Origin of the sequence: Dulcicalothrix desertica PCC 7102 (assembly GCF_003991905.1) — a bacterium.
GTDB classification, from domain to species: domain Bacteria; phylum Cyanobacteriota; class Cyanobacteriia; order Cyanobacteriales; family Nostocaceae; genus Dulcicalothrix; species Dulcicalothrix desertica.
Window position 1 is genome coordinate 317,229 of record NZ_RSCL01000007.1, and the last position, 25,499, is coordinate 342,727.

Sequence of the window (25,499 nt, forward strand, 5' to 3'; positions counted from 1 at the left end):
TTGCTAGAAGTTTCGAAATTTTTCTGCTTCTACTAATTGAAATTTATGTAAATAATTCATCGGCGCATGATGTGCCCATTCTTGCATTTTTGCTTGATTTGTGTCAACTATTTCTATGTATTGATTTTGCTGTGTTGAATTGACGGAATTATAGACTGCTAAATATGAAAGCGAAGAGTAAAGGTAAAATTGAGCAATATCTATTGCAGATGCCGCAGCTAAATAATTGACTGATTTATCTATATTTTCAGTAGCTCGATTATATGATTCAAAAATATAACTCAAAGTCAGCTTGTACAGATGCAAAGTTACAAGCGAAAATCCATCTTTAATGTTATAATAATCAATCAATGATTTTTCTTCATTATACACGTCACCGATTAAACAAGATGGGTTATTACTCTCTTGCATCAAATTAATTACCATCTGCTCTAGCATTTCAATATGATTCAAAGAAACTTGCTGTTTATTTTTTTTAATTTCTGCTTTAAAAATCGAAATTTTATACATCACCTCATTAAGTGGTTTGCCCATTAAAACTTCGGTACGACATTCATAAACATAATTCCAGGCGCCGTATTCAAAGTCTCCAACGAATAAAGCTTTTTGCCCTCCAAGGTTAAACAGTGCTAAACTCTCACTGAAATGAGATTTCCAATGTGTTGAAAAAGTCGCTGTAATAAATAGAGTTTTAGGAGCATAGGTCTTGTCAGCTAAACTATTCAGTAAATTTAACGCTAAATTTCCAAGCTGATAAGTTGATTCTATATCGTTTATAATAGCATTAAGAATACAGCCGTATTGACTATAGATAACTGGGGATAGAGGTGTATTACCATCCTGCACTGACAATTTCATCATTGCCAAAGTGGTAAGTGTGTATAATGGTGGATTAAGGAAATAAGTTGTTGAACTAATTGCGTCTAATATTTGTAAAATTGCTAATGATTTAGGATTAGTCATTAATGGTAAGTCAATTATTGATGCAATTGTTGATTGTGGAACTAACAAGATTGTCTCTGTTAATGCTTGCTGAATGTCAGCTTCAGTTGGTGAATTAGGAAAAAGCATTCCCAACAATTCCAAAATCTCTAACCCAATAGCTATTGATTTGGGCAGTTGTTTCTGAGCGATACAGGCGAGGATGTAAAAATAATAAACTTTGACTTGATCAAGTGTTGTTTGAGCATTTTGTTTAAGAATTTCACCAAATAGTTGCATCTGCTCAAATTCACGACAGAAATATGCAGCTTCGGTTGCTTTTTCATGCAATGCCAAAGTTAAATCGTAGTTAATTTGCCAACTATCAATTGGCAACAACGATAAACCAGTACGGCAGTATTTTAATGCTGCATCATACGCTGCTGATGCTTTGGCTTTTTGCGCTGCGATTAAGTTAAGTCTTGCTAGCTTTATTTTTTCAGATGATTCTAGAATTAAATCAATACCCATGTTCAAATGATTAAGAATCTTGAAAATGTTGGCTTCTAGTTCTTCTGTTGATGAAACTATGGAACACTTTTGCAACAGCAGTTTTCCAATTTTAGCGTGAGTCGCTTGTTTTTGTTCTTCTATAATTAGCGCATAAGCTGCTTGCTGTACCCGGTCATGTAAGAAACTATATTCAATATTTTCACCTTGAATAACTTCTACTATTTCTTGGGCGCCAAATACCTGTGGCAAAAGGTAATTATTTCCTACTGGTACAATTAAACCTACAGTGAGCGCTGACCATAAATCCTCAGCAACTGATGAGTATGACTGTTGTGCGACTGTTGCTAAGGTTTGTAAATCGAACTTATTACCAATACACGCAGCTAATTGTAATATCTTTTGTGTTGGCGCCGCGAGTTTATGAATTTTATTAATCATCAACTCAACAACGTTATCTGTTACACCTTGTTTATGAATTTTCTCTAAATCCCACTGCCATACCCCCCTCTGTCCTCCCTGTAGGGGGGATGAAAGGGGAGTCTCAAACGACAGCAAACCCGAATCATACAACGACTTGAACAACTGCGTTAAGAAAAAAGGGTTTCCTTGGGTTTTCTCAAATAACAAACTTGCTAAAGACGTAACATTTTTTAATGGTGCCCGCAACGTATCTGCTACTAGTTGCGTAACATCATCAACGAAGAGTGGTTTTAGCTGAATATCACTAATTTTTGCCCCAGTTTGACGAATTACTTCTACCGTTTGCATAAAAGGATGGGTAGAACTTACTTCGTTATCGCGATAAGCAGCGATAACAAGGCAATAGCAATTTGTCGAATCACTCATAAATGTTTGTAATGCCTGCAGTGAAGCTATATCAGCCCATTGCAAATCATCCATAAATAGTACAACTGGATGATTGGAACTTTGAAAAACTTGAGAAAACTGTTGGAATGTTCGATTTAGACGGTTAGCTGTTTCTATTGCCCCTAATTCTACTACAGGTGGTTGGGCGCCTATAATTAGCTCCAGTTCTGGAATAATATTAATGATAAGTTGAGCATTGGCGCCTAATGCAACAGTAAACTTTTCTCTCCAATATTTTAGATGCTCCTCACTTTCGGTTAAAAGTTGACGTATTAAATCTCGATGAGCTTGTATTGAAGCAGCAAGAGGAACATTACGCTGAAATTGGTCAAACTTTCCACTGGCAAAGTATCCCTTGCGACGAGTTAACCCTCGGAGAATTTCGTTAATTAATGCAGTTTTGCCAATTCCAGAATAACCACCCACCAGTACAAGCTCAAAACCACCATTACTTACCCGTTCAAAAGCTTCGAGCAAAATTTCTACCTGCTTTTCTCGTCCGTAAAGTTTTTGAGAAATAAGCAGTTGAGAAGCTTTATCATATTCTCCCGGTGTAAAGGAAGTAATTTTACCTTGTTTCAACTCTATTAAACACTGCTGTAAATCAGCCAAAAGCCCTTCAGCACTTTGATAGCGGTCTTCAGCATTTTTTTCCATAAGTTTATTCACAATTTCTACCAAAACTGTCGGAACTTCTAAATTTAATTCCTGAATTGGAGTTGGTTGTTTAGCAAGATGGCAATGTACTAATTCCAAGGGGTCATTGCTAATAAAAGGTAAGTGACCTGTGATAATTTCATAAAAAGTTACACCCAAAGAGTAAAAATCACTACGAAAATCTACTGAGCGATTCATTCTACCTGTTTGCTCAGGAGACGCATATGCAAGAGTTCCCTCTAATTGGTTTGGGTTTGTCAAACATGCTGTTTCTTGACCCAGACGACTCGCAATACTAAAGTCTGTTAGTTTTACTTGTCCCGTTTGGGGATTAATAATGATATTGGCAGGTTTAATATCTTTGTGAATAATTTGGTTTTTGTGTAGCGATACTAGCCCTTGCGCTAATTGTACAGCAATACTGAGAAAGATAATCAAAGGCAATTTTTGAGATTTTTCTTTTACTAAAAATTCTTTAAGGGAAATACCACCAAAGTCTTCTGCAACTAGAATTAAACGGTTTTGATATGTTTCTAACCCGTAAACTTTGACAACTCCCTCTAATTCAAGATTTTCGGTAACTTTATATTCGTGCTTGAGGCGAGTAATTTGCTCTAAACTAGGATATTCTGCTTTCAACACTTTAAGGATAACTAGCTGTTGATTAGATACACCTCGGTATATGACTGTGTTTAAGCCTTCACGGACTACTTCGGTAATTTCATAACCAGGAATTGCTATGGGCAGCATAATTTCACCTGAGACTTGCAAAATAATTCTTTACACTATAGAATTCCCAAAAAGTGAGTGAAAGTTATCAGTATTTTCAACATTTTTTATGTAAAAATGTAAAACATTTAGATTCTCTTGTTATTTAAACTACAACCTTAAAACATGCAGGCGCCTAATATCCTCTCAGCAGAGTTTGATAAATCTCCCTACCAGTTGTTTGAAAATATACGTGAAAATTACCCGTTGTTTTTTCATGAAGCTACCAACAGCTATGTAGTTAGTCGTTACGAAGATGTAGAACGCGCATTTAAAGACCCTGCATTTTCCAGTCGTCATGCAGAAGCGCAGTTTGAACCAGTATATGGTCGAACGATGGTACAAATGGATGGCAGAGAACATGCAACAAATCGTAATTTAGTGATACAAGCACTTGGCAGTTACAAGTTAAACGAAAAGTTTTTGCCACTCATTGAAGAAAATGCTAGAGAACTGCTGAGTAAATTTAGCAGCAGAGGAGAAGTGGAACTAGTTGAAGAGTTCACTAGTATTTATCCTCTCAACGTTATCAGAACTATACTTGGCTTACCGAAGGAAGATATGCCATTCCTAAAGAAATGGTGTATAGATATCAGCAATTTTCTTTCAAATTTATCACAAAATCCACAAGTAACTGCGGCTGGTTTACAATCTAGAAAAGAGTTTCAAGCTTACTTGGCGCCAATTATTAAGCGAAAACAGCAAAATTCAGAAGATGATTTACTATCTAGCTTATGTATAGCTGAAATAGACGGTATCAAGTTAACTGATGACGAAATTACATCGCTGGCAATGCTATTGTTTGGTGCTGGTGGAGAAACGACAGATAAAGCGCTAGCTTTAATGTTTAGAAATTTGATTGTACACCGAGAACAGTTACAACAAGTTATTGCAGACCGCAGTCTAGTTGAGAGAGCTTTTACAGAAACGCTACGCTATTCACCTCCTATACAGTGGTTAATGCGTTTGACGCTTGAAGATGTAAAAATGACAGGTGGCACTATTCCTGCAAATTCAATGGTTATCGGATTAATCGCTGCTGCTAATCGCGACCCTCGCAAATATTCGGAACCTGATAATTTTAACATTTTTCGTCACGATTTAGATGTGAATCGAGCATTTTCCGGCGCCGCAAATCATCTAGCTTTTGGTGGAGGAAAACATTTCTGTATTGGTACAAAATTAGCGAGAGAAGAAGTAATTATTGCCACAAATTTATTATTGAATAGTATGGAAAATATGCAATTTAATGATAAATTACCCGAAGAGTATGGATTTTTTGCTCGTGGCTTAAAAAATCTACACATTAAATTTACACCTGTTTAATTACTTCATAACCTGCACGCTGGAATTTCAATTATAAACTTTGTCCCCTCTCCCAGCTTGGAATCACAGTAAATTTTACCCTTGTGCTTTTCAACTATAATTTGATAACTAATTGATAGCCCCAAACCTGTTCCTTTTCCTACAGGTTTGGTCGTAAAGAAAGGGTCAAATAATTTACTTAGAACATTTTCTGGAATGCCGGCGCCGTTATCGGCAATAGATACTAATATATGATTATGCTCTGTAAGCTGAGTATGAATCCAAATTGTTGGATTATTTATCGATGAATCTTCTAAAGCATCAATAGCGTTTGCTAGAATATTCATAAAAACCTGATTTAATTGTCCAGCATAGCAATTAACTAACGGTAATTGACCGTAATCTTTAACGATTTTAATTTCTGGATGATTAGATTTCGCTTTCATACGATGCTGTAAAATCATTAAAGTGCTATCTATACCTTCGTTAATATCTGCTTCTTTACATTCGGCTTCATCAAGCCTGGAAAAATTGCGAAGCGATAGCACAATCTCTCGGATCCGCTTAGTGCCTGTGGACATCGAAGCGATAATTTTATTTAGGTCTTCTGTCAGATAATCTAAATCAATCGTATCAATAATTTCTTGAAGTGCTTCAGGAGGATTGGGAAAATATATTTGATATGCTTCTATTAACTGTAACAAGTCCTGGGTATAATTATCTATATGGGATAAATTACCGTGGATAAAGTTAACGGGATTGTTAATTTCATGTGCTATTCCTGCGACCATTTGCCCCAAAGAAGACATTTTTTCTGCTTGTACTAAGTTTGCTTGTGTTTGTTTTAACTCGTTCAGAGTTTGGGTAAGTGTTTCTGTTCTTTGAATAACTCGATTTTCTAATTCTTCATTTGTTTTTTCAAGTTCTAAATTTGCTTGTTCTAAAGCAGTAAATGAATCGCGTAACTGCTGTGCCATGCGATTAAATGAACTACCAAGAATATTTAATTCATTAATTTTATTTTCAGAAATGTTCTGATTAAGTTTACCAGTTGCAATAGCTTCACTTGCTTCGCTCAATTTGAGAATTGGTTGAGTAATATTGCGCGCTGTATATATTCCTATCAATATTGCAACGAATAAAGCAGTTATACACAGTAAAATAGTAGTACGAGTACTGGCATTAATTTGTGCCATAAAGTCGGATTCTGGTACAGCAATAACTACCAACCAATCCAAACCGGACTCTTCTTTCCAAGGTGTAACTCGGACGAAATAAGATTTTTTGTTGAAAGTAATATTAGTCTCTAAATTATGTTTAATTTCTTGAAATGAATTAAACTGTTTTTTTAACTCGCTAGCAACGTTACGAGTAAGTGGGTCAGGACTTTGAAGCGCGCTGTATCTTTCAGTTTTGCCATTGAATTGAGATAAAATCGAATCTTTTTTTGAACTTCCTATTAATAAGCTATCTTTTTCCATAATAAAAATATGTCCATGATAACTTACTTTTAAGGTACTAATAAACTTGCTAATATCCGTTAACATTATATCAATAGCCATAACACCAATCAGCTTGCCATCGCTACTATACATTGCTTTCCTTGCGGGTAGCATGTAATAATCCATGCCAATATTGGTATTAGGAACATTCTTTTCTAAAGCCTTACCAGAGTTGCTTATTTGTATATTTGTCGCGCCTAAGCTAAAGACTTGACCCCAAATAGGTTTGCCTGTTTTGACTGCATCTTTATACGCTGCTTGTGATAATGGGTCAAAATCATAGCTTTGCAACAGTTGCGCGCGATTTCCCTTGTTATCAACTATATAATCTGAAGTTTTACCATCTCCTTTCAGATTTTCGCAAACTAGCAAATCCACACCGTTAATCCAACGTCCGGCGCCTGCTTCTCTACCATCTGGTAAGATATAACCGATATAGCTAATACTTGTAAAAGCTTTGGCTTGGCGCCAAAAATAACGTTCGTTTGCTTTCTGGTCATTCAAGTTAAGCTGCCCATCAATTATCGCATCCGCGTTCATCTGCATAAGCTGAGAAGGCAAAGCTAGATATTTATCTAAATGTTCATCCACTTGCTTGCTTGTTTTGTCCATCAACTGTGATGCAAGGTCATTTACTGCTTTTTGCCCTTGGATAAACGATAAACACCCAACTAATCCCACTGCTGCAAATATTTGTAGGATAAAGGGAACTACAAGAATTAGTCGGAGGGGTATTTTTTTTAGGCGCTTTGTATGATAATCTCTAGCCGAGTTTGATGTCATGTTTGAGAAGTTGATTTTCGATCAACATTATTGTTCCCTCAACATGCGGTTTATGTATCATCATCGGCAAGAAGATTCCCGACTTCTATTTCAAAACTAACCTAAATAAGCTTTCATTACACGTTCATCGGTAATTAGTTCTGATGCGGCGCCTGTTAATGTTATGCTACCTGCTTCTAATACGTATCCTCTATCAGCTATTTGTAAGGCTAAGTTGGCGTTTTGTTCTACTAGTAAAATTGTTACACCTGTCTCACGCAGGTTTTGAATAATTGTAAATATTTCTTTGACTATTGCAGGCGCCAATCCTAAGCTAGGTTCGTCAAGTAATAATAATTTGGGTCTACTCATTAATGCGCGCGCAATAGCTAACATTTGCTGTTCTCCTCCACTGAGGGTTCCTGCTAGTTGGTTGCGACGTTCGGCTAGTCTTGGAAATAGTTCAAATTGATGTTTGATATCAGCTTGGATTTTCGCTTTGTCGTTGTGAATGAAGGCGCCTAGCATTAGGTTATCGTACACTGTTTGTTTGGCGAGGACTCTTCTTCCTTCGGGTGAGTGTGCTATACCTAGTTTTACTATTTCATGCGGTGGGCGTTTTATAATGTTTCGTCCTGAGTATAGTATTTCACCGCTTTTTATGTTGATGATTTTGGATATGGCTCGCAGGGTAGTTGTTTTTCCTGCTCCGTTGGCGCCTATTAAGGTTACTACTTCGCCGCTGTTAATGTATAAGTTGATGTTTTTTAGAGCTTGAATTCCGGAGTAGTTTACACAGAGGTCTTTTGTTTCTAAGATTGTTATGGTGTTCATATGTTTTTTCTTTTTACCACAGAGGCACAGAGAGCGCAGAGGAAGAGAGGATTATTCGTTTCCTAGGTAAGCTTCGATGACTGCTGGGTTGTTTCTTACTATGTCGGGTTTGTCTAGGGCTATTAGTTGACCGAAGTTTAATACTGCTATGCGTGAACATAGTCCCATAACTAGGGGAACGTGATGTTCTATAAGGATAATGGTTAGGTTGAATGTGTTACGTATTTGTCGGATGAAGTCGCTTAGTTGTTGTTTTTCGTTGGGGTTCATTCCTGCTGCTGGTTCATCGAGTAGGAGTATTTCTGGTTCAAGTGCAAGCGCACGTGCTATTTCTAAACGACGTTGGTCTCCATAGGGAAAGTTTTTCGCACTTTCATGCGCGCGCTCTTGTAAACCAACTAGTTCGAGTAATTCTAATGCTTTTTGTTTGCTTTCAATTTCTTCTTTGGGTGCTGGTGGTATTCCAAACACACCTGTGAATATTCCACTCTTGGTATGTAAATGTCTACCAATAATCACATTTTCCAAAGCAGAAAGCTCACCAAACAAACGGATGTTCTGAAAAGTTCGGGCAATACCTAACGAAGCAATATCATGAGGCTTTTTCTGAGATATTTCTGTCCCCTTATAAACCAACTTACCATCACTAGGAGAAATCAAACCAGTAATCAAATTAAATAAAGTAGTCTTACCGGCGCCGTTCGGACCAATTAAACCAAATATTTCATGCTCATGCACAGCAAACGAAACATCATTAACTGCCACCAACCCACCAAAACGTCGTGTTAAAGACCGCGACTCCAAAATAATATTACTCATCTTCCCTCTTACTCTGCGCTCTCTGTGTCTCTGTGGTAAAAAAATCCATATCTCACCCCTTCTTCCTCCCAAACACCCTCGGAGTAACCAACCCTTGTGGAAAAAATATAGTCCCCACAACAATTAACACTCCAAAAATAATCAACCGACCATCACGTAAAAACTGAGCCAACCAAACAGGCAACCCACCCGTATCAGCCAACCCCCTCAACACCTCCGGTAAAGCAGTAAACACCATCGCACCAACCACCGACCCCAAAAAAGTTCTCGAACCACCAATCAACACAAAAGTCAAATAAATAATACTCGCATCAAAAGTACCCTGACGAGCATTCCAAGTATTCAAAAAATGAGCGCTAATAGCACCAACAACACCAGCTAATACTGACCCTAAAGTAAAAGCCAATACCTTATAGTAAGTTGGATTAATCCCCATTGACCCCGCAGCTAACTCATCTTCACGAATCGCAATCAAAGCCTTACCTACACGTACTCGTTCCAAACGATAAATTAATACCATCGTCACAACCAACAACGGTAAACCCACCCATAAATATTCAATTGGATTTAAAAAAGGTTGAGGAATATTAAAAATACCAACGGCGCCACCTGTAATATCTAAATTAAGCGCTAATACCCGCAGTACTTCCACAAACGCAATAGTCGCAATAGCTAAATAAATACCTCGCAACCGCAAAGCAGGAATACCCACGACTACCCCTAACAACCCCGACACCACACCAGCAATTACCATCTCAAGAATTAGCAAATATACAGGAAATCCACCATCACTTTTAAACACAGTCGTCGATAAAATTGCCGCAATATATCCACCCAGCGCATAAAAACCAGGACTTGCCAGCGATAACTGTCCTGCCATCAAAGGTAAATATAATGATAGTCCAAGCAAGGCACCTAACACCATCGAGACTATCAACGAACCATAAGTATTAAAAAAATCAGCCATGTTGGGATTTTGGATTTTAGATTTTAAATTTTAGATTTTAGATTTTAGACTAGAGAATTTTAGACTTGGAACTCTAAACTTAATCCAAAATCCAAAATCCAAAATCTAAAATCGTTAGACTTTTTGAATAAACTTGCGTCCCAGTAAACCTTGTGGTCGCACCAGTAGCATGATGAATAAAATACCAAAGGCAACAGCATCTTTATAGCCAGAAAACTGACCTGGTACAAATGCTTCAATAATACCAATCAAAAATCCTCCGACAACAGCACCAGGAATACTCCCCAAACCTCCTAAAACAATTACCGCTAAACCTCGTAAACCAAAAGCAATACCAAAATATGGCCCTGCAATACTCACACTCGAAGCTAGTAAACTCCCCGCAACACCAGCTAAAAAACTACTAATAAAGAACGTTAGTATTATAAACTGGTCGGCGTTGATTCCTAGTAAACTTGCTGTTGTGGGGTCTTCGGCAATTGCCTGCATCGCTTTTCCATACTTAGTGCGATTAATAAAGTAAGTTAAAAGCGCTACAATTATTACTGAAACAATAAAGATAACTATTTGGACGGTGCGAATAGGTATAGGGTTATCATCTGTACCAAAGTTGATAGCAGAAGGTAAGTCACCATAAGTATTAGCAGGAAAATTATAATTTTCGGCGCCAACTAAATATTGAATTAAGTTAACGATAACTACACCAACACCCAAGCTAGAAACCACCGTTAACAAAGGGTCAGAACCTCTACGTCGTAAAGGTAAAAATGCTATTCGTTCTATAGCAACTCCAACTAAACCAGCCAAACAACTACTTAGTATTACAGCTAACACAAACGGTAAACCAAAAGGTAACGTTGTATTTGCCAATACTCCACTAAACCCAAACGCACCCCCCATCAACGCATAAGTAAAATATGCACCAAGCGTAAAAACGGCGCCGTGCGATAAATTAATTATTCCTAAAATAGAATAGACAAGCGTATACCCTAATGCAAAAATTGCATAGGTACTACCAATAGATAACCCGTTAAGAAGCTGTTGAAAAAAGATTGTAAGCATTATTTAATCAAGAATAGCTATTTAATAAACGCAAATGTACCTGTACTGCCGTCCTTCTCCATTTTTATTTGCGCCACATAGAAGTCTTTTTGTACTACTTCACCTACAGGTGTAAATGATATTTCACCTAATGGAGTGTTATATTTACCTGCTAATAACTGCTTGTTTAACTCAGTTCGCAGTTGTGGAAGTTGTAATGTGCTAACTTTTGTCTTTTTATCTAGTGCTTGCAAAGCTTCGACATAAACTTGGACTGCTGTAAAAGCTTGGGCGCTAAATTGCGGTGGTTCTGTTTTAAACTGGTTAAAGTATGCTTGACGAAATGTCTTGTTAATTTCGCTCTTGTGTTCAGGACTGTAGGCTTGAGCTATCATTACACCATCACACAAAGCTTTACAAACTTTAAATATATTAGATGTATTAAACCCGTTTCCACCTACAATTAAACCTTTGTAGCCAAGTTCGCGTAACTGTCGAACTATATTACCTCCATCAGCAGCCAGTCCTGATATAATTACTAAATCAGGTTTGGCATTAATTGCACTTGTCGCTTGTGCCTGAAAGTCGGTATCGGTAGTTTGAAACTTTTGGACTGTAACTACTTCTAAACCAGCATCCTTAACGGCTTTTTGAAAAATTTCTGTCTCCGTCTTGTTAAAAGCGTCGTTTTGTGCAAAGAAGACAGCGACTTTTTTAATATTGGGATTTTGCTTTAATGCGGCTTTAATCGCGTTTGGCGCCACTATAGATACAGGTGCTGAAACGCGCGCTACATAATCGCCAATTTCTGGAATATCCTTAGCTGTATTCGATGCTCCAATTACTGGTACTTTTACACGGTCAGCTATGGGACTTGCGCTAAATGCTTGCTGCGATAACGTTGGCCCAACAATTCCTACGACTCTATCTTTATTAATTAAAGCTTGAAAGGCATTGATGGCGCCTTGTTCATCTCCACCAGTATCTTGGTACACTAATCTAATCGGCGTACCGTTCACACCCCCCTTATCATTAAAATACTTCTCGGCTATTTTGACTCCATTTATCCCATCTTGACCAAGTAATGCCACATTACTAGTTTGAGCAAAACCAATGCCAATGGGAATGGCGCCACTTTTTCCAGCATTATTTGTATTACCAGCGTTTCCACCAGCACAAGCTGTAACTAGTAAAGCGCTAGCAGTAAGTAATATTGTATTAGTTATAACTTTTTTCATGACCAAATTATAAAAATGTTTCTACTCTTTATTAGATGCATTTCACACAGGTTATGCAGAATATCTGTAATGACTGCAAAACCGTAGTAAACTGCGCTCGTGAGTGAGCGTCATTTTTATTTGACCATGCTCGTGCCAATATCTCCAAGTCTTTTACATATCAATTTATGTAAAACCTCTTGTGGAACATTGTGGAACAGGCATCCCTGCCTGTGCATTACCTGTATTTATTTTTACTACAGAGTACGCAGAGAGAAGAGGAAGAGATTTGGCGCCAACTCTCGAATTGAATAGCTATGTATCTACTCTGCTAATTATTTTTAATCAGAGAATTTTACTTTTCCAGAAAAGATGCTTACGGATTTTATAAAGTGCCAATTTTACGCTAAATTAAAATAAACGTAAGTACCTCCACTATGCCTTATGTTAGTAGCATTACTCTTGTTAGCAATACTGGGATTAACTATCGGCTTCACACAGCAAATTCAAAAAATTAAAAAAGAAGCCAAGATTGAGCAAGATAAGCTAAGGGAGAGCTTAAGTAAATATGATGGACTTGTCTCGAAAGAAAAATATGAAGATAAACTAGATGAGAATATTGTTCTGAAAGAGAGTGAAATCAAAAAATTACAGATAGAGCAAGATAATATATATGCTCAAACTCGAACTATACAGCAAAAACTAACCGAAGTTCACGAAGAAGAGTATATTCAGAGATTTGCTTTTTATAAATCAAAATACAATTTTGGGAGTTCAGAGGAGTATAAATTCAAACTGGACAAAATTAGAAATAAGCAAAAAAGCTTATTAAAAAATGATGCCGCTGCAACTTGTTATACAAAGTGGGAAGTAGAAAACAGCGCTAAAAAAGGTAAAAAAATGATTAGTGATTACCTAACTGTAGTACTTAGAGCGTTTAATGGAGAATGCGATGCTGCTATACTTCAAGTCAAATATAATAATATTACTAAGCTAGAAACAAGAATTAACAAAGCTTTTGAAACTTTAAATAAGCTAGCAGAGACAAATCATTGTGCTATCACACGTGATTATTTTAATGCAAAGTTAGAAGAGCTATATCTAACACATGAGTTTCAAGAGAAAAAACAGGAAGAGCTTGAAGAACAAAGAAGGATTAAAGAACAAATGCGAGATGAGGAAAGAGCTTTACGTGAAATAGAAAAAGCAAAACAAGATGCCGAAAAAGAAGAGAAACGTTATAGACTAGCTTTGGAAAAAGCTCGTCAAGAGGTAGAGCAAGCAACTGGCAGACAGCGAGAAGTATTAGAAAACAAACTCCAGCAACTCAATCAACAGCTTCAGGCAGCTTTAGAAAATAAGGAACGAGCTATATCGCGCGCTCAAATGACAAAATCTGGGTATGTCTATGTTATTTCTAATATTGGCTCATTTGGGGAAATGTTTACAAAATAGGTATGACAAGACGCTTAGAACCAGAAGAGCGCATTAAAGAACTTAGTGGAGCATCAGTTCCTTTTAAGTTTGACGTACATGCAATGATATTTTCAGAAAATGCTCCAGAAACGGAGAATTTATTACATAACTATTTTAGAAACAAAAGCCTGAACAAAGTTAATGAGCGTAAGGAGTTTTTTCGGATTACGTTAGATGAAATAGCTAATGCTGTTGAAAAAATTGCGGAAGAAACCAAAAGTGTGAGTAAACCGGAAATTAGGTTCACTAAAATAGCAGAAGCAGAAGAATTTTATAAAACACAAGCTATTGAACGCGGTGAAACTCAAGCCCCCCAATCAACTTATACGCCTTCGTGGGATGATGATGAGTATGAACAGAACTAATAAGTCATTACAATTACTTAGCAACACATACTACACGAAAGCCAACGCGGTTTAATTTATCATTTGAATCCCAACTTTTACGGAAGGCTGAACGACAATCTCTCGGGTCGTTATACCAAGAACCACCTCTTAATAATCGTAAATTGGTACTATTATCATCAAACCATGCTTGTCCATCGCTCAAAGCATTATTGTAATTTTCACTCCAGCAATCTAAGCACCACTCCCAAACGTTACCATGCATATCGAAAAGTCCAAAAGCATTAGCGAGAGGGAAAAACTCAACAGGAGTTGTTTTTTTTCTGAAGTTTCCTTTAAGTTGTGACCTATAGCTGTAATTACTGTCATAGTTTGCCAGTTTGGAGGTGATAGTTTCTCCAAAATGAAAAGGAGTTTTAGTGCCTGCACGACAAGCATATTCCCATTCTGCTTCTGTTGGCAGCCTATAATCGTGTCCTGTTTCTCTAGAAAGACGTAGGCAAAATTCCACTGCATCGTACCAAGAAACTTGTTCAACAGGTAAATTTGCCCCTTTAAAATGTGAGGGGTCTAGTTCTAAATCCCTATTAACTGTATTTAGAGTTGCTACTGCTTTCCACTGTGCTTGAGTTACTGGATATTTCCCTATTAAGAATGGTTTGGTTACTACTGAATGTTGAGGTCCCTCATTCGGAAGTCGTCTTTCCTCTGTTTCAGGTGAACCCATAAGAAATCTACCACCAGGTAGTAACACTAACTCTAGTGAAACTCGTTTTTCTATGTATTGTCCGGCTGTTTGCTGATTACGTTGTATCTCCTGCCCCTTCTGGTCTATTGATACTACTTCAAACTTAAAAGTAGAAGTAGTAAAGGAAGAAGACAATATTTGAGGTGGTATATTTAGTAAGCTTATTGTCTCATTGGAGTCTGATTTGGTAGTAGAATGATTCTCTGTTACACTTTCTGGCACCAATCCCAAAGCTTCGCAAATAATTTCAAACTTCCTAGTATCAAGCATTTCTTGCTTAAAGAAGCGAAGAATTGTACTTTTACTTATGCAACATACCTCAGCAAGTTTTGCGTAAGTGAATTTTTTCTCTGTCTTGGCAAGATTCGCTAATTCGGCGCCGTTGTTAGATAATTTTACATAACTAGCTTTTTGATTAGGTTTGTCATAATTTGTTGACAATGTAGAACTTTCTTCACTGCTGCGGCTATTGGAAGTATAATCTGGTTGAAATTCTGTTTGAATATCAGCTTGAGTTTTAGAAGTTTTTAAAGCAATGCGCTTAATTGCATTAATTGCTTGGTTATCTATGATAGAAGCTTCTAAAACTCTAATCCACAGTTGTTCAGCCAACTCTAATTTTCCTTCTGCCTCAGCTTCAAAGGCATCAGCTTTGAGAATACTAACATCTGTGGGCGTTGCTTGCTTAGGTAATAAGATTAAATGTAATTTTGTCGCCGGCTCTGCAATCGTGTATGGCGTTTGTCGAGGCTTTTTATAGCGACTATTGATTTCAGGAACTTGATTACGTAAATATTGGTAGAGACGGTCAACGGTTGCACAATTATTCTTTCCCTGTATTCGTAAAGCTTGAAGCAAACTGTACGTGAATGAGCCATGTTGAAACTCATCAATTTCGTAAGAACGCTCATTAGGACTACAGGAAAAAAAAGTAACAATGCCCTGTTGCTTTTCGACCCCAACTCCTTCTCCATCTCGGTCACCTTCATTGCGACAAGCATCAAGAAAAAGAATCACGTTATCAGCACCACATCTACGTAATCGTTCGCTAATGTAATTAATTGAAATAGCTGTACGTTGTATATTGCCAGGGTCAGCATCGCTAGGCATTAAGTAATCTCGATTAAGATGTCTTTTTCCATGCCCAGCAAAGAAAAACCATATATTGTCACCTGCTCCTAAAAACTTTTCCTCAAAGCGTGCTCGTAAAAAGCGTGAGAGAGTACCATAAGTAGGCTGTGAGCGCATTGGTGAACCGTAGTCCTGCTGAATAGGAGGTGAGTCGTCAGAAAAATAGTAAACTTCCTCAAAATCTAATTGATTAAAACAAAAAGCTCTAAATGCCTCCGCATCACGTTTAGCATAGTTGAGGGGAGCCAAATAATCGTATTCATTAATCCCAATTGCGATAGCCCAGTTTCTCACCATTAGTCAAGTTATGGCAATCCAAATATCTTTTAATTTCTGGTTCACTGACGAGTAAATTTTAAGGTAATTCCTCCTTTATTGGAAACCTTACTTCCTGTTCCCATTAAACTTACCTGCCCTTCCGCATTTATTTCTAGAGAAACTTCGACTTCGCTAAGTTTCATTCCTGTTTGTTGCTCTGCTTGATTAAATACATCCCCTACCACTTTTACTAAACCACTTATCTGAGTTTTAAGGGTGAATGCGTCTATTTGTACTCGTTTTTTAATTGCAGAGGATAATTTTTCCGTTATTCTTGAACCAAAACCTCCTCCTGTGTCGATACTGTCTCTAGCTCCACTTATACTTGTTGATTCAGGAACGTCTTCAACTACGACCCAGATAGTAGATTCCTCGGACATATTAATTATCAGCCTATTGAATGTACAGAGTAGCGCTTTTATATAGTTTACCAGGTAGATTCACTTACTACAATTTTTAATGCCCACTTGTGTCATTAATTCTGAGGAGTTCATCCTAGTTTTACTTTCTCCTCTGTATTCTCTGTGTCTCTGTGGTAACAAAATGCATGTACTGCACAGGCGAAACGCCCATGCTACAGTTTTCCAAAAGGCGCCTGGATATGGTAAGTAAGAGCGCTTACGCTATACTCATCCCCTTCTGTACTGCTGGACGCTGCTGAAGGGTTTCTACCCAACGTTTGAGGTGAAGATGATTATTTAAGGTCAAACCTTGCATCTCGTAAATTGCTACCCAAGGATATGTGGCAATATCGGCAATTGAATATTCTCCACATATATACTCGTTATTGCTAAGTTGTTTATCTAAAACTCCGTACAAACGTATTGTTTCTTTTTCGTAGCGTTCGATAGCGTAGGGAATTTTTTCTGGAGCGTATTTTTTAAAGTGGTTGAGTTGTCCAAACATCGGTCCAACGCTTCCCATTTGGAACATTAGCCATTCAATGACTTGATATTTACCTTTTTGGTCGCTTGGCAGCAGTTTTCCTGTTTTCTCTGCTAGATACATTAAAATGGCGCCGGATTCAAATACTGTAATTCCGGTTTCTTGGTCGATGATTGCAGGTATTTTACTGTTAGGGTTGATGGCTATATATTCGGGTTTGAATTGGTCGTTTTTGGTTATGTCGATTTTGTGTATGTTGTAGGGAAGTTGTATTTCCTCTAGCATTATTGAGGGTTTGTAGCCGTTGGGTGTTGTGAAGGTGTATAGGTCAATCATGATAAAGTACCCTCGATTTGTTTACCGAAGGTAGTCTAGCAAGAAGAAGGTATATTAGGTATCTATCTTGTGGGATGGGCGTCCTCGCCCGTCCTTAGTAGATGGGCTATTATAGGTTGTTATGCAAGCGTGAGAAACCAGGTTTCTTTTGGTAAACATCTAGGTTGTTATGCTTAGTGGAGAAGAAACCTGGTTTCTTAAGACCAACTTACAGGAAGTGTTAGGTGTTGCGGCAAGGTAGTGTTGGTGTTGCCTTGTGCTTGTTCGAGTTGTTGTTGTTCTAAGTTTATGACTCGACTAAGGTCGGCGCCGCTGAGGTCGGCATCTTGTAGAATTGTGTTTGTGAGATTGGCGCCTATTAGGTTGGCGTGGGTTAAGGTTGTGTTACTTAGGTTTGAAGACGATAATGCTGCTTCAAATAGTATTGCTTCGGTTAAACAAGCTGTGCTGAGAGAAGCGTTTTCTAAGTTGGCGCCAATAAGGTTGGCACCTGTTAAATTTGCTCCTATTAGGTTTGCTTGCGAGATGTTACATGCTTCTAGGTTGGCGAGTTTTAAGTTAGCATCACTTAGGTTGGCGCCTTCTAAGTTTGCTTGATAAAAAACTGCTTCTGTTAGGTTAGCGTCGTATAATGTTGCAAGATGCAGGTTGGCTTGATAAAAGACGGCTTTGGTAAGGTTGGCTTTTGGTAAGACTGCTGACTGTAGGTTAGCTTCGTAAAATAGTGCTTCGATTAAGTTTGCTTCGTACAGTACAGCATATTGCATATCAACCTCTGAAAAATCTACTGCTTGTAGGTTTGCTTGTGTAAATAAACAACCTTGTAAACAAGAACCTGTGAAATCAGTATTCTGAAAGTTGGCGCCAGTTAAGTCAGCACCTGTTATATCAACATTGCGTAAATCTAACTTTTTATTTGCTGGTTCTTTAGTAATATCGCGTCGTCCAATGACGGTCAAAGCTGCTTGTATATCGGTTGGCAATAAAATTAATTCTTCTTGTCCTAATTCATCATCATCATCTAAATCTTCTTCGTCCCTCATAAAAGGTGTGTTTTCTCGAATGAATGCTGCTAAAGTTTCAATAATTGTCCACTGTTTACTAGGAGAATCTTTAGCTATTTGTTCAAGCGTATATATTGCTCCTAACCGCGCTTCTGGTTTGTCGTTTCCAAGTTGCCCTAATGCTTGATAAAAGTCTTCTGGTATTTCATTACTTGGGTTTGTATAACTGACTTCGATTTGAATATCTTGATTTTCGAGCAGTTTTTCTAATAGCAGCAGTTTTGCTGATGATATTGTACTACCATTATTTTGTTTTTCTTGTATTTCTTTAACGAGCATTCTTGTACTATGGACGTTATAAGTGATTATCCCTAAACCGGAAATTGCTGCTACTGCTGTTAAAATATGTGTTATATATTCTATTTTTTGTTCTATTACAAAATTTTGATTGTCAAGTATTAACAACACAATCAAAGTTAATATGAACATAAATAAGCCTGTTATTAGTTGCCATGACAAATTCACTTTTGCAGCGCTGGTAGGAATATTCACATAAAACATAGGGTAATTTACCTATATATAAATCGGTTAAAAAGTATTACTATAAATATTCTAAGAAGTTTCTATATTAAGTGTGTACGTGCAATTACGTAGTTGAATATTTTATATTTAAAAGTATTCTATGTATCTTTTAGCTAATATATTTGATTTTTTATCACTGATTTCAGTACTATTTATATGAATAAGTTTGCCAAATTTTATTTAAATGTAATTATAAATTCAATTTAAGATTGCACTTTTATAAGGGTTGGTAGATACCCTGTGCTAAAACAGCGCGCGTTTTACTCGGCTACAGCAACATAAGCCTTGTGTGGTTCAAATTCCACATTTTTGGCGCCGCTTAAATTTGCTCCATCCCATCTGACATTATTAACGTTTGTGCCAGATAAATCTACTCCCATCAGGTTTGCACCGCAAAGGTTAGTTTCATGGAGAATGGCTCTTTGAAAGTTGCTACCCATTAAATTTGCTCCGCACAAGTTGGTTTCTTGCAAGCTAGCAGCAGTAAAGTTTGCAAAATAAGCTTCGCAAGACTGCAATTTCGCCGCATTTAGGTTCGCTTCCTTCAAATTGGCACCATTTAAATTTGCCCCGTACAAATTGGCGCCAATCAATCCAGTATTATGTAAATTAGCTTTGCCAAGCTTTGCACCCTGTAAATTCGCTAAAAATAATTTTGCCCTCGACAAGTTCGCAACCTTCAAGTTGGCAAACTGCAAATTCGCTTTATATAAATTCGCACCCGATAAATTTGCTCCCCGTAAAGATGCCCGCTCTAAGTTCGCAGCTTGCAAATTGGCGCCGCAAATCCAAGCCCGATTTAAATTTGCCGTTTGCAAGTTGGCTGCACGTAAATTGGCTTTGTGCAGGTTCGCTTCAAACAAAACGGAACCAACAAAGTTACAATTGTCAAGGTCTGCCAAAGCTAAATCGGCACCTCGCAAATCGGCATGACACAAATAGGAACCACGCAAGTCAAGGTGCTGTAAATTCGCTTTACGCAAGTCCGCACGTCGAATATCCGTATTGCGAAGGTCGAGTTTACAGTTTTCGCGGTCTTTCTGTGCGTCACGTCTGGCAATTACATTCAAAGCAGCTTGAATATCAGTACGTACACGAAGTGATTCATGACTTTCATCTTCAAGTTGGTAATTGATAGGCGCATTTTCGCGTACAAATGCCGTCAAAATCTCCATAATCGTCCAATACGACTTAGAACATTCGTTGGCAACCCCCTCTAAAGCATAAATGGCGCCTGTACGTGTAGCAACGCTATCGTGCCCAAGCTGCGTAATCGCTGTCATAAAACGGTCTGCAACTAAACGTTCTTGTGCTAATTGAGCATTACTAACGTTAAGTTGGTTACTTTTCTCAGCAGCTATTGCATTTCTTTGCTCCGCTTCCCCACGCTTAGATACATAATAAGCATTGACAAACACCGCTAACCCCAAAAAATAGGTTGCAGAAGCTGTAAATGCTTGGTTCATTGATTCGATTTTTTGGCGTTCTGACAGGTGTCGATTTGCCGAAAAAACCAGGAAAAACAACATCGGTGCAGCAGTGAAGACTACCGCAAGCGCTGTTAACTTATTTTTTAAAACGTCTGTCTTACTTGCAGACATAGGCGTCCGTATTCCTCAAAACACAGAATTTTTACGTAGGCAATTCGGAACAAGAGTATAGCATTTATCTTCAAATTTCAATATCTTTTAGGTTTTTATACCAATGTCGCTACTGAAATCTAGGTGCTTAAACACTCCGCTTGTTCAAAATTCCCCCTTAGACAAATTCCGTAGCGACACCTGATGAGAATTACTTTCATACTAATTTAAGTATGTAGTTTTGGTATTATAGTTCTTCAAAACTGATTTTTCAAGCTAAATCCCAAGAAACCTGGTTTCTAATTTGCCAGTATTCTTGCACTACCAGCAGTATGAATTTTTACCTCATTTTATTAAATCTCTTCTTAGAAGCGAGAATAGCTTCAAATCATGAAATTCAAACTTCCAGTAACCAAAGTCTCTTAAAATACCCTCTTCTGTAAAACCCAGTTTTGAGAGCAAATTTATCGAAGCTGTATTATCGAGCATTACAGTAGCTTCAATACGGTTTAACTCCATCCGTTCAAACGCAAATCGAATTATACTTAAAAGTGCTTCTGTCATTATACCTTGGCGCCATTCTGGTTTTGAAAGCTCGTATCCTAACTCAGCGCAAAACATCGGTTTACCCCAGAGACGATAACCACAGGTACCAATAATAATGTTTTCGTTTTTCTTCGCTATACCCCAGCGAATACCTTGTCTAGTTAAAAAACGGTCTTCCCAAGTATTTATTAAGCGGGTTGCACGCTCAATATTTTTAAACGGTTCTGCATCATGGTACCGCAAAACTTCTGGGTCTGAAAAAAAGCCAAATATTGCTCCGGCATCAGATGACTTAATTTGTCTTAATATTAAGTTTTCTGTTTCAAGTTGAGGAAAGGTGTCAAACATGTAGTCACCCAATAATTATTATCATTCGCGTTTTCGTTGCATCTCCTGTTGTCGCATTGGCATTGCGTCTATTTCACGAAAAATAGTCTTAGCTTGAACGACTTTAGAGTCTTGACGTTTTGCACCACCATCCTTGCCGACTAAGATTACACGAAAATCATTATCATTTATATTGAACTTTTGACGTAATTTTGCCGCAGATGCTATATCTATGGGTTGTTGATTAATATAGCTTGTGCCTTTATCTAAAACTGTAACTAAAAGTAAATCCCTCTCATTTAAACCTTGTTGCTGCTGTTGGAATAACTGTACCTGTCGCTGGTAGTTTACATTTTGAGCAGTTGGTGCGAATACTAGCAAGATACGGTTCTTCCATTTATGTGATGTTAAATTAAATTCGGACATTTGGACGGATGCCTGGGATAGATTTTCTTGAACTAGTGGCGCCAAGCTTAACGATATGATTGAGGCAATGATAGTAAGTTTATTCATAATAATCTTGTAGCACAGGCATCTTGCCTGTGATAACAATGTATAAATATTACACCAATTATAATATTCATCCGATAAAATAGCGCTTTTTTTGCGTTCACGGAGTGTCTCCGGAGGAGAATAATACATAAATAATTAAAATTTTAGTAGCAATATTTACACTTCATATTAATTTGTAACATTTTTAATATTGGCGCCTAACTGTATAGACGTTGGGTTACGCGCGAGCGTACACCAACCGACTTTATATTAAAAGGTGACTACGCTGCGAATAGATTCACCTTTGTGCATTAAGTCAAATGCATCGTTTATTTTCTCAATTGGCATAACGTGAGTAATTAAATCGTCTATATTTATTTTGCCGTCCATATACCAATCAACAATTTTTGGTACATCAGTACGACCTCTGGCGCCACCAAACGCACTTCCTTTCCAGACTCGACCTGTAACGAGTTGAAACGGACGAGTGCTAATTTCTTGACCAGCAGCAGCAACACCAATAATTACACTAACTCCCCAACCTTTATGACAGCACTCTAACGCTTGACGCATAACATTAACATTACCGATACACTCGAAGGTATAATCGGCGCCACCTTTAGTTAAATTCACTAAGTATGGAACAATATCGCTATCAATTTCCTGGGGGTTAACAAAGTGCGTCATCCCAAATTTTTCAGCAAGGGACTTTTTACTAGGGTTAATATCTACCCCAATTATCATATTGGCGCCAACCATACGCGCGGCTTGAATGACATTTAAACCTATACCTCCTAAACCAAATACAACCACATTGGCGCCGGGTTCTACTTTGGCAGTATTTATTACCGCTCCAATACCAGTAGTAACACCACAACCAATATAGCAAACCTTGTCAAAAGGAGCATCTTCACGAATTTTAGCTACTGCTATTTCTGGTAACACTGTGTAATTAGAAAACGTAGAAGTACCCATATAATGGTGTATTTTTTTGCCATCAAGAGAAAAGCGACTTGTACCATCTGGCATCAAACCCTGACCTTGAGTAACTCGAATAGCTTGACATAAATTAGTTTTCTGACTGAGGCAATATTCACACTGACGACATTCAGGAGTATATAAGGGAATTACATGGTCTCCAGGTTTGACACTTTTAACATCTTTGCCAACTTCAACGACAACCCCGGCGCCTTCATGTCCTAAAATAGCGGGGAATAATCCTTCGGGGTCTTTACCAGAGAGAGTGTACGCATCGGTATGGCAAACCCCACTAGCTTTGATTTCAACTAAAACTTCACCCAGATGAGGACCTTCTAAATCAACAGTTTCAATAATTAGCGCCTTACCTGCTTCTTGTGCTACCGCTGCTTTAACTTTCATATCTTGATGTCCCCTATTGTTGCGTTTTGGACTTTTACTGAGTTTAATATTCTCTAAAATCGTTTGCTAATCACGTCCATCTATCGTTACATTTATATAGAATTATTCAATCTATCAATTATTCTAACCTTTCGCAGCTTATGACTCCTGCACTTACCAAAATCGGCGCCCAAATGTCCAATCTTACAGGCGTTCGAGCTATTATGAAGGATATTATCGAAACATTGCGCGCGGGTGCAGGACAGCAATTTATTAACTTAAGTGCTGGAAATCCGTTAATATTGCCAGAAGTTGAGAAATTATGGCGTGATTGTACAGCAGATTTACTCGCAAGCTCCGAATATGGCGAAGTTGTTTGTCGCTATGGTTCTAGTCAAGGTTACGCTCCATTTATCGAAGCTGTTGTCAACGACTTTAATAAACGCTACAACCTAAACCTCAGCGACCGTAATATTTTAATAACTCCCGGTAGTCAATCTCTATATTTCTACGCAGCAAACGCATTTGGTGGTTACACCGTAGCTGATCAAGGGAGAGAAGGGGGGGATTTAAAACACATTGTTCTTCCTCTCAGTCCTGACTACACAGGTTATGGTGGTGTCGCACTAACTCCAGAATCATTAATAGCCTACAAACCAACATTAGATATAGACGCATCAGCACATAGATTTAAATACCGTCCTGACTTTAGCCAACTTTCAATCGACGAAAATACAGGTTGTGTTATTTTCTCACGTCCCTGTAACCCCACAGGTAATGTACTTACCGATGAAGAAGTTAGTAAAATCGCAGCACTAGCGGCGCCATATAATGTCCCAGTTATGGTAGATTCTGCATATGCTCCCCCATTCCCAGCATTGAATTTTACCGAAATGACACCTTTGTTTGGGGGTAATGTCATCCACTGTATGAGTTTGTCAAAAGCTGGACTGCCTGGAGAACGTCTTGGTATTGCTATTGGTGACGCAGAAGTAATAGAAGTATTAGAATGTTTTCAAACGAATGCTTGTATTCACGCTTCACGCTATGGACAAGCGATTGCTGCACGTGCTATTAATTCTGGTGCCTTAGTTGAGATTTCAGAAACTGTAATTCGTTCTTTCTATCAAAATAAGTTTACAGTGTTGGAAACTGCTTTGGATGCTGCAATGCCAGACTCATTACCTTGGTTCTTGCACCGTGGTGAAGGCGCCATTTTTGCTTGGTTATGGTTGAAAGATTTACCGATAACTGATTGGGAATTTTACCAGCAATTGAAGCAAGTTGGTGTAATTGCCGTTCCTGGTAGCAGCTTTTTCCCTGGTTTACGTTCGGAGTGGAAACACAAACAAGAGTGTTTACGCATTAGTTTAACTGGTAGCGATGAAGAAATAGCTACAGCTATGGAACGTTTGGCTGAAGTTGCTACAAAAGTTTATAGTGGCGCCGCTGTCAGTGTTTAATAGTGAACGTAGGCTGGCTTCGCTTAAGCGTAACCCAACATGTTATATCAACGAACCGCAAAGGACGCAAAGTAAAGAAATATGGAGAAGCCGAAAAAGAGACAAGGAAAACAAGAAAATCAAAATAAATCATCTCCTCTTCCTTCACTGGAAAATTATATTCCTGATGGTTGGCTAGAAATAGGCACTATTGTCGCTGCTCAAGGACTAGACGGAGAAATGCGCGTATATCCTGATACCGATTTTCCTGAACGCTTTGAAATACCTGGCGCCCGTTGGTTATTACGTCCTGGTACTATAGTGCCAGAACCTATTGAATTACTATCAGGACGATATTTAGAAGGTAAAAATTTATATGTCATTGAATTAGAAGGTGTAGAAAATCGTAATCAAGCCGAAGAAATGCGCGGTTGCAAGTTATTAGTCACAGAAGACGACCGTCCCGAATTAGGTGAAGATGAATATCATATTTTGGATTTGGTTGGATTACAAGTTTTTATGTCAGGCGAATTTGTTGGTACCGTTACTAATCTTATTGCCGCTGGAAACGATTTGTTAGAAGTTGAACTCGACAATAAAGCAAAAGATACAAAAAAAACTGTTTTAATCCCTTTTGTTAAAGAGATAGTTCCTGTTGTAGATATAGAAAATAAACGTGCGGAAATTACACCTCCAGAAGGATTGTTAGAACTTAATGACTAATCATAAAATATTTGTTTCAAGTATTGTAAGATA

Annotated in this window: 20 protein-coding genes; 5 read left to right on the plus strand and 15 right to left on the minus strand. The window is 37.9% G+C overall.

The window, feature by feature from the left end:
* Positions 1-3: 3 nt before the first annotated feature.
* Positions 4-3,708: an ATP-binding protein gene (locus DSM106972_RS17065; protein WP_127081807.1), complete on the minus strand. Its 3,705-nt coding sequence runs from the start codon at positions 3,706-3,708 to the stop codon at positions 4-6.
* Between the two features lie 144 nt (positions 3,709-3,852).
* On the opposite strand from DSM106972_RS17065, the gene DSM106972_RS17070 reads away from it, so the two are divergent.
* A complete protein-coding gene (locus tag DSM106972_RS17070; RefSeq protein ID WP_127081808.1) occupies positions 3,853-5,052 on the plus strand; it encodes a cytochrome P450 in 1,200 nt (399 codons plus the stop codon).
* A 5-nt stretch (positions 5,053-5,057) separates the two neighbouring features.
* Here DSM106972_RS17070 and DSM106972_RS17075 read toward each other — a convergent pair whose 3' ends face one another.
* From DSM106972_RS17075 to DSM106972_RS17100, 6 genes are all read right to left on the minus strand, one after another.
* Positions 5,058-7,316, minus strand: a complete 2,259-nt coding sequence (locus DSM106972_RS17075) for a sensor histidine kinase (protein WP_127081809.1) — start codon at positions 7,314-7,316, stop codon at positions 5,058-5,060.
* 96 nt (positions 7,317-7,412) lie between these two features.
* Positions 7,413-8,129: an ABC transporter ATP-binding protein gene (locus DSM106972_RS17080; RefSeq protein ID WP_127081810.1), complete on the minus strand. Its 717-nt coding sequence runs from the start codon at positions 8,127-8,129 to the stop codon at positions 7,413-7,415.
* 51 nt (positions 8,130-8,180) lie between these two features.
* A complete protein-coding gene (locus DSM106972_RS17085; RefSeq protein WP_127081811.1) occupies positions 8,181-8,948 on the minus strand; it encodes an ABC transporter ATP-binding protein in 768 nt (255 codons plus the stop codon).
* A 52-nt stretch (positions 8,949-9,000) separates the two neighbouring features.
* On the minus strand, positions 9,001-9,915 hold the full coding sequence (locus DSM106972_RS17090) for a branched-chain amino acid ABC transporter permease (protein WP_127081812.1): 915 nt from the start codon (positions 9,913-9,915) through the stop codon (positions 9,001-9,003).
* Positions 9,916-10,029: 114 nt separating this feature from the next.
* On the minus strand, positions 10,030-10,977 hold the full coding sequence (locus DSM106972_RS17095) for a branched-chain amino acid ABC transporter permease (protein WP_411675315.1): 948 nt from the start codon (positions 10,975-10,977) through the stop codon (positions 10,030-10,032).
* Positions 10,978-10,994: 17 nt separating this feature from the next.
* Positions 10,995-12,194, minus strand: a complete 1,200-nt coding sequence (locus DSM106972_RS17100; protein WP_127081814.1) for an ABC transporter substrate-binding protein — start codon at positions 12,192-12,194, stop codon at positions 10,995-10,997.
* 423 nt (positions 12,195-12,617) lie between these two features.
* On the opposite strand from DSM106972_RS17100, the gene DSM106972_RS17105 reads away from it, so the two are divergent.
* Both DSM106972_RS17105 and DSM106972_RS52550 read left to right on the plus strand, forming a co-directional pair.
* On the plus strand, positions 12,618-13,628 hold the full coding sequence (locus DSM106972_RS17105) for an SNIPE associated domain-containing protein (RefSeq protein WP_201800740.1): 1,011 nt from the start codon (positions 12,618-12,620) through the stop codon (positions 13,626-13,628).
* A 2-nt stretch (positions 13,629-13,630) separates the two neighbouring features.
* On the plus strand, positions 13,631-14,014 hold the full coding sequence (locus DSM106972_RS52550) for a GIY-YIG nuclease family protein (protein ID WP_201800741.1): 384 nt from the start codon (positions 13,631-13,633) through the stop codon (positions 14,012-14,014).
* 13 nt (positions 14,015-14,027) lie between these two features.
* On the opposite strand, the gene DSM106972_RS53540 is transcribed toward DSM106972_RS52550, so the two are convergent.
* From DSM106972_RS53540 to DSM106972_RS17150, 8 genes are all read right to left on the minus strand, one after another.
* Positions 14,028-16,169: an SUMF1/EgtB/PvdO family nonheme iron enzyme gene (locus tag DSM106972_RS53540; RefSeq protein ID WP_233787076.1), complete on the minus strand. Its 2,142-nt coding sequence runs from the start codon at positions 16,167-16,169 to the stop codon at positions 14,028-14,030.
* 41 nt (positions 16,170-16,210) lie between these two features.
* Entirely contained in the window at positions 16,211-16,570 is a 360-nt protein-coding gene (locus tag DSM106972_RS17120; protein ID WP_127081815.1) for a Pepco domain-containing protein, read from the minus strand.
* A 238-nt stretch (positions 16,571-16,808) separates the two neighbouring features.
* Complete coding sequence (locus DSM106972_RS17125; RefSeq protein WP_127081816.1) at positions 16,809-17,411, minus strand: glutathione S-transferase N-terminal domain-containing protein; 603 nt, start codon at positions 17,409-17,411, stop codon at positions 16,809-16,811.
* Positions 17,412-17,608: 197 nt separating this feature from the next.
* On the minus strand, positions 17,609-18,904 hold the full coding sequence (locus DSM106972_RS17130; protein ID WP_158632835.1) for a pentapeptide repeat-containing protein: 1,296 nt from the start codon (positions 18,902-18,904) through the stop codon (positions 17,609-17,611).
* A gap of 353 nt (positions 18,905-19,257) precedes the next feature.
* Positions 19,258-20,598 carry a pentapeptide repeat-containing protein gene (locus DSM106972_RS17135; RefSeq protein WP_127081818.1) on the minus strand — a complete coding sequence of 447 codons (1,341 nt, stop codon included), beginning with the start codon at positions 20,596-20,598 and terminating at the stop codon, positions 19,258-19,260.
* Positions 20,599-20,922: 324 nt separating this feature from the next.
* A complete protein-coding gene (locus tag DSM106972_RS17140) occupies positions 20,923-21,471 on the minus strand; it encodes a GNAT family N-acetyltransferase (RefSeq protein WP_127081819.1) in 549 nt (182 codons plus the stop codon).
* Positions 21,472-21,492: 21 nt separating this feature from the next.
* On the minus strand, positions 21,493-21,963 hold the full coding sequence (locus tag DSM106972_RS17145) for a DUF4174 domain-containing protein (protein WP_127081820.1): 471 nt from the start codon (positions 21,961-21,963) through the stop codon (positions 21,493-21,495).
* A gap of 249 nt (positions 21,964-22,212) precedes the next feature.
* Positions 22,213-23,322 (minus strand): S-(hydroxymethyl)glutathione dehydrogenase/class III alcohol dehydrogenase, encoded by a 1,110-nt coding sequence (locus DSM106972_RS17150; protein ID WP_127081821.1) that lies wholly within the window; start codon positions 23,320-23,322, stop codon positions 22,213-22,215.
* Between the two features lie 140 nt (positions 23,323-23,462).
* Here DSM106972_RS17150 and DSM106972_RS17155 point away from each other — a divergent pair, with 140 nt between their 5' ends.
* Complete coding sequence (locus tag DSM106972_RS17155) at positions 23,463-24,764, plus strand: valine--pyruvate transaminase (RefSeq protein WP_127081822.1); 1,302 nt, start codon at positions 23,463-23,465, stop codon at positions 24,762-24,764.
* Between the two features lie 81 nt (positions 24,765-24,845).
* Positions 24,846-25,466: a ribosome maturation factor RimM gene (gene rimM, locus DSM106972_RS17160; protein WP_127081823.1), complete on the plus strand. Its 621-nt coding sequence runs from the start codon at positions 24,846-24,848 to the stop codon at positions 25,464-25,466.
* Positions 25,467-25,499: the final 33 nt, after the last annotated feature.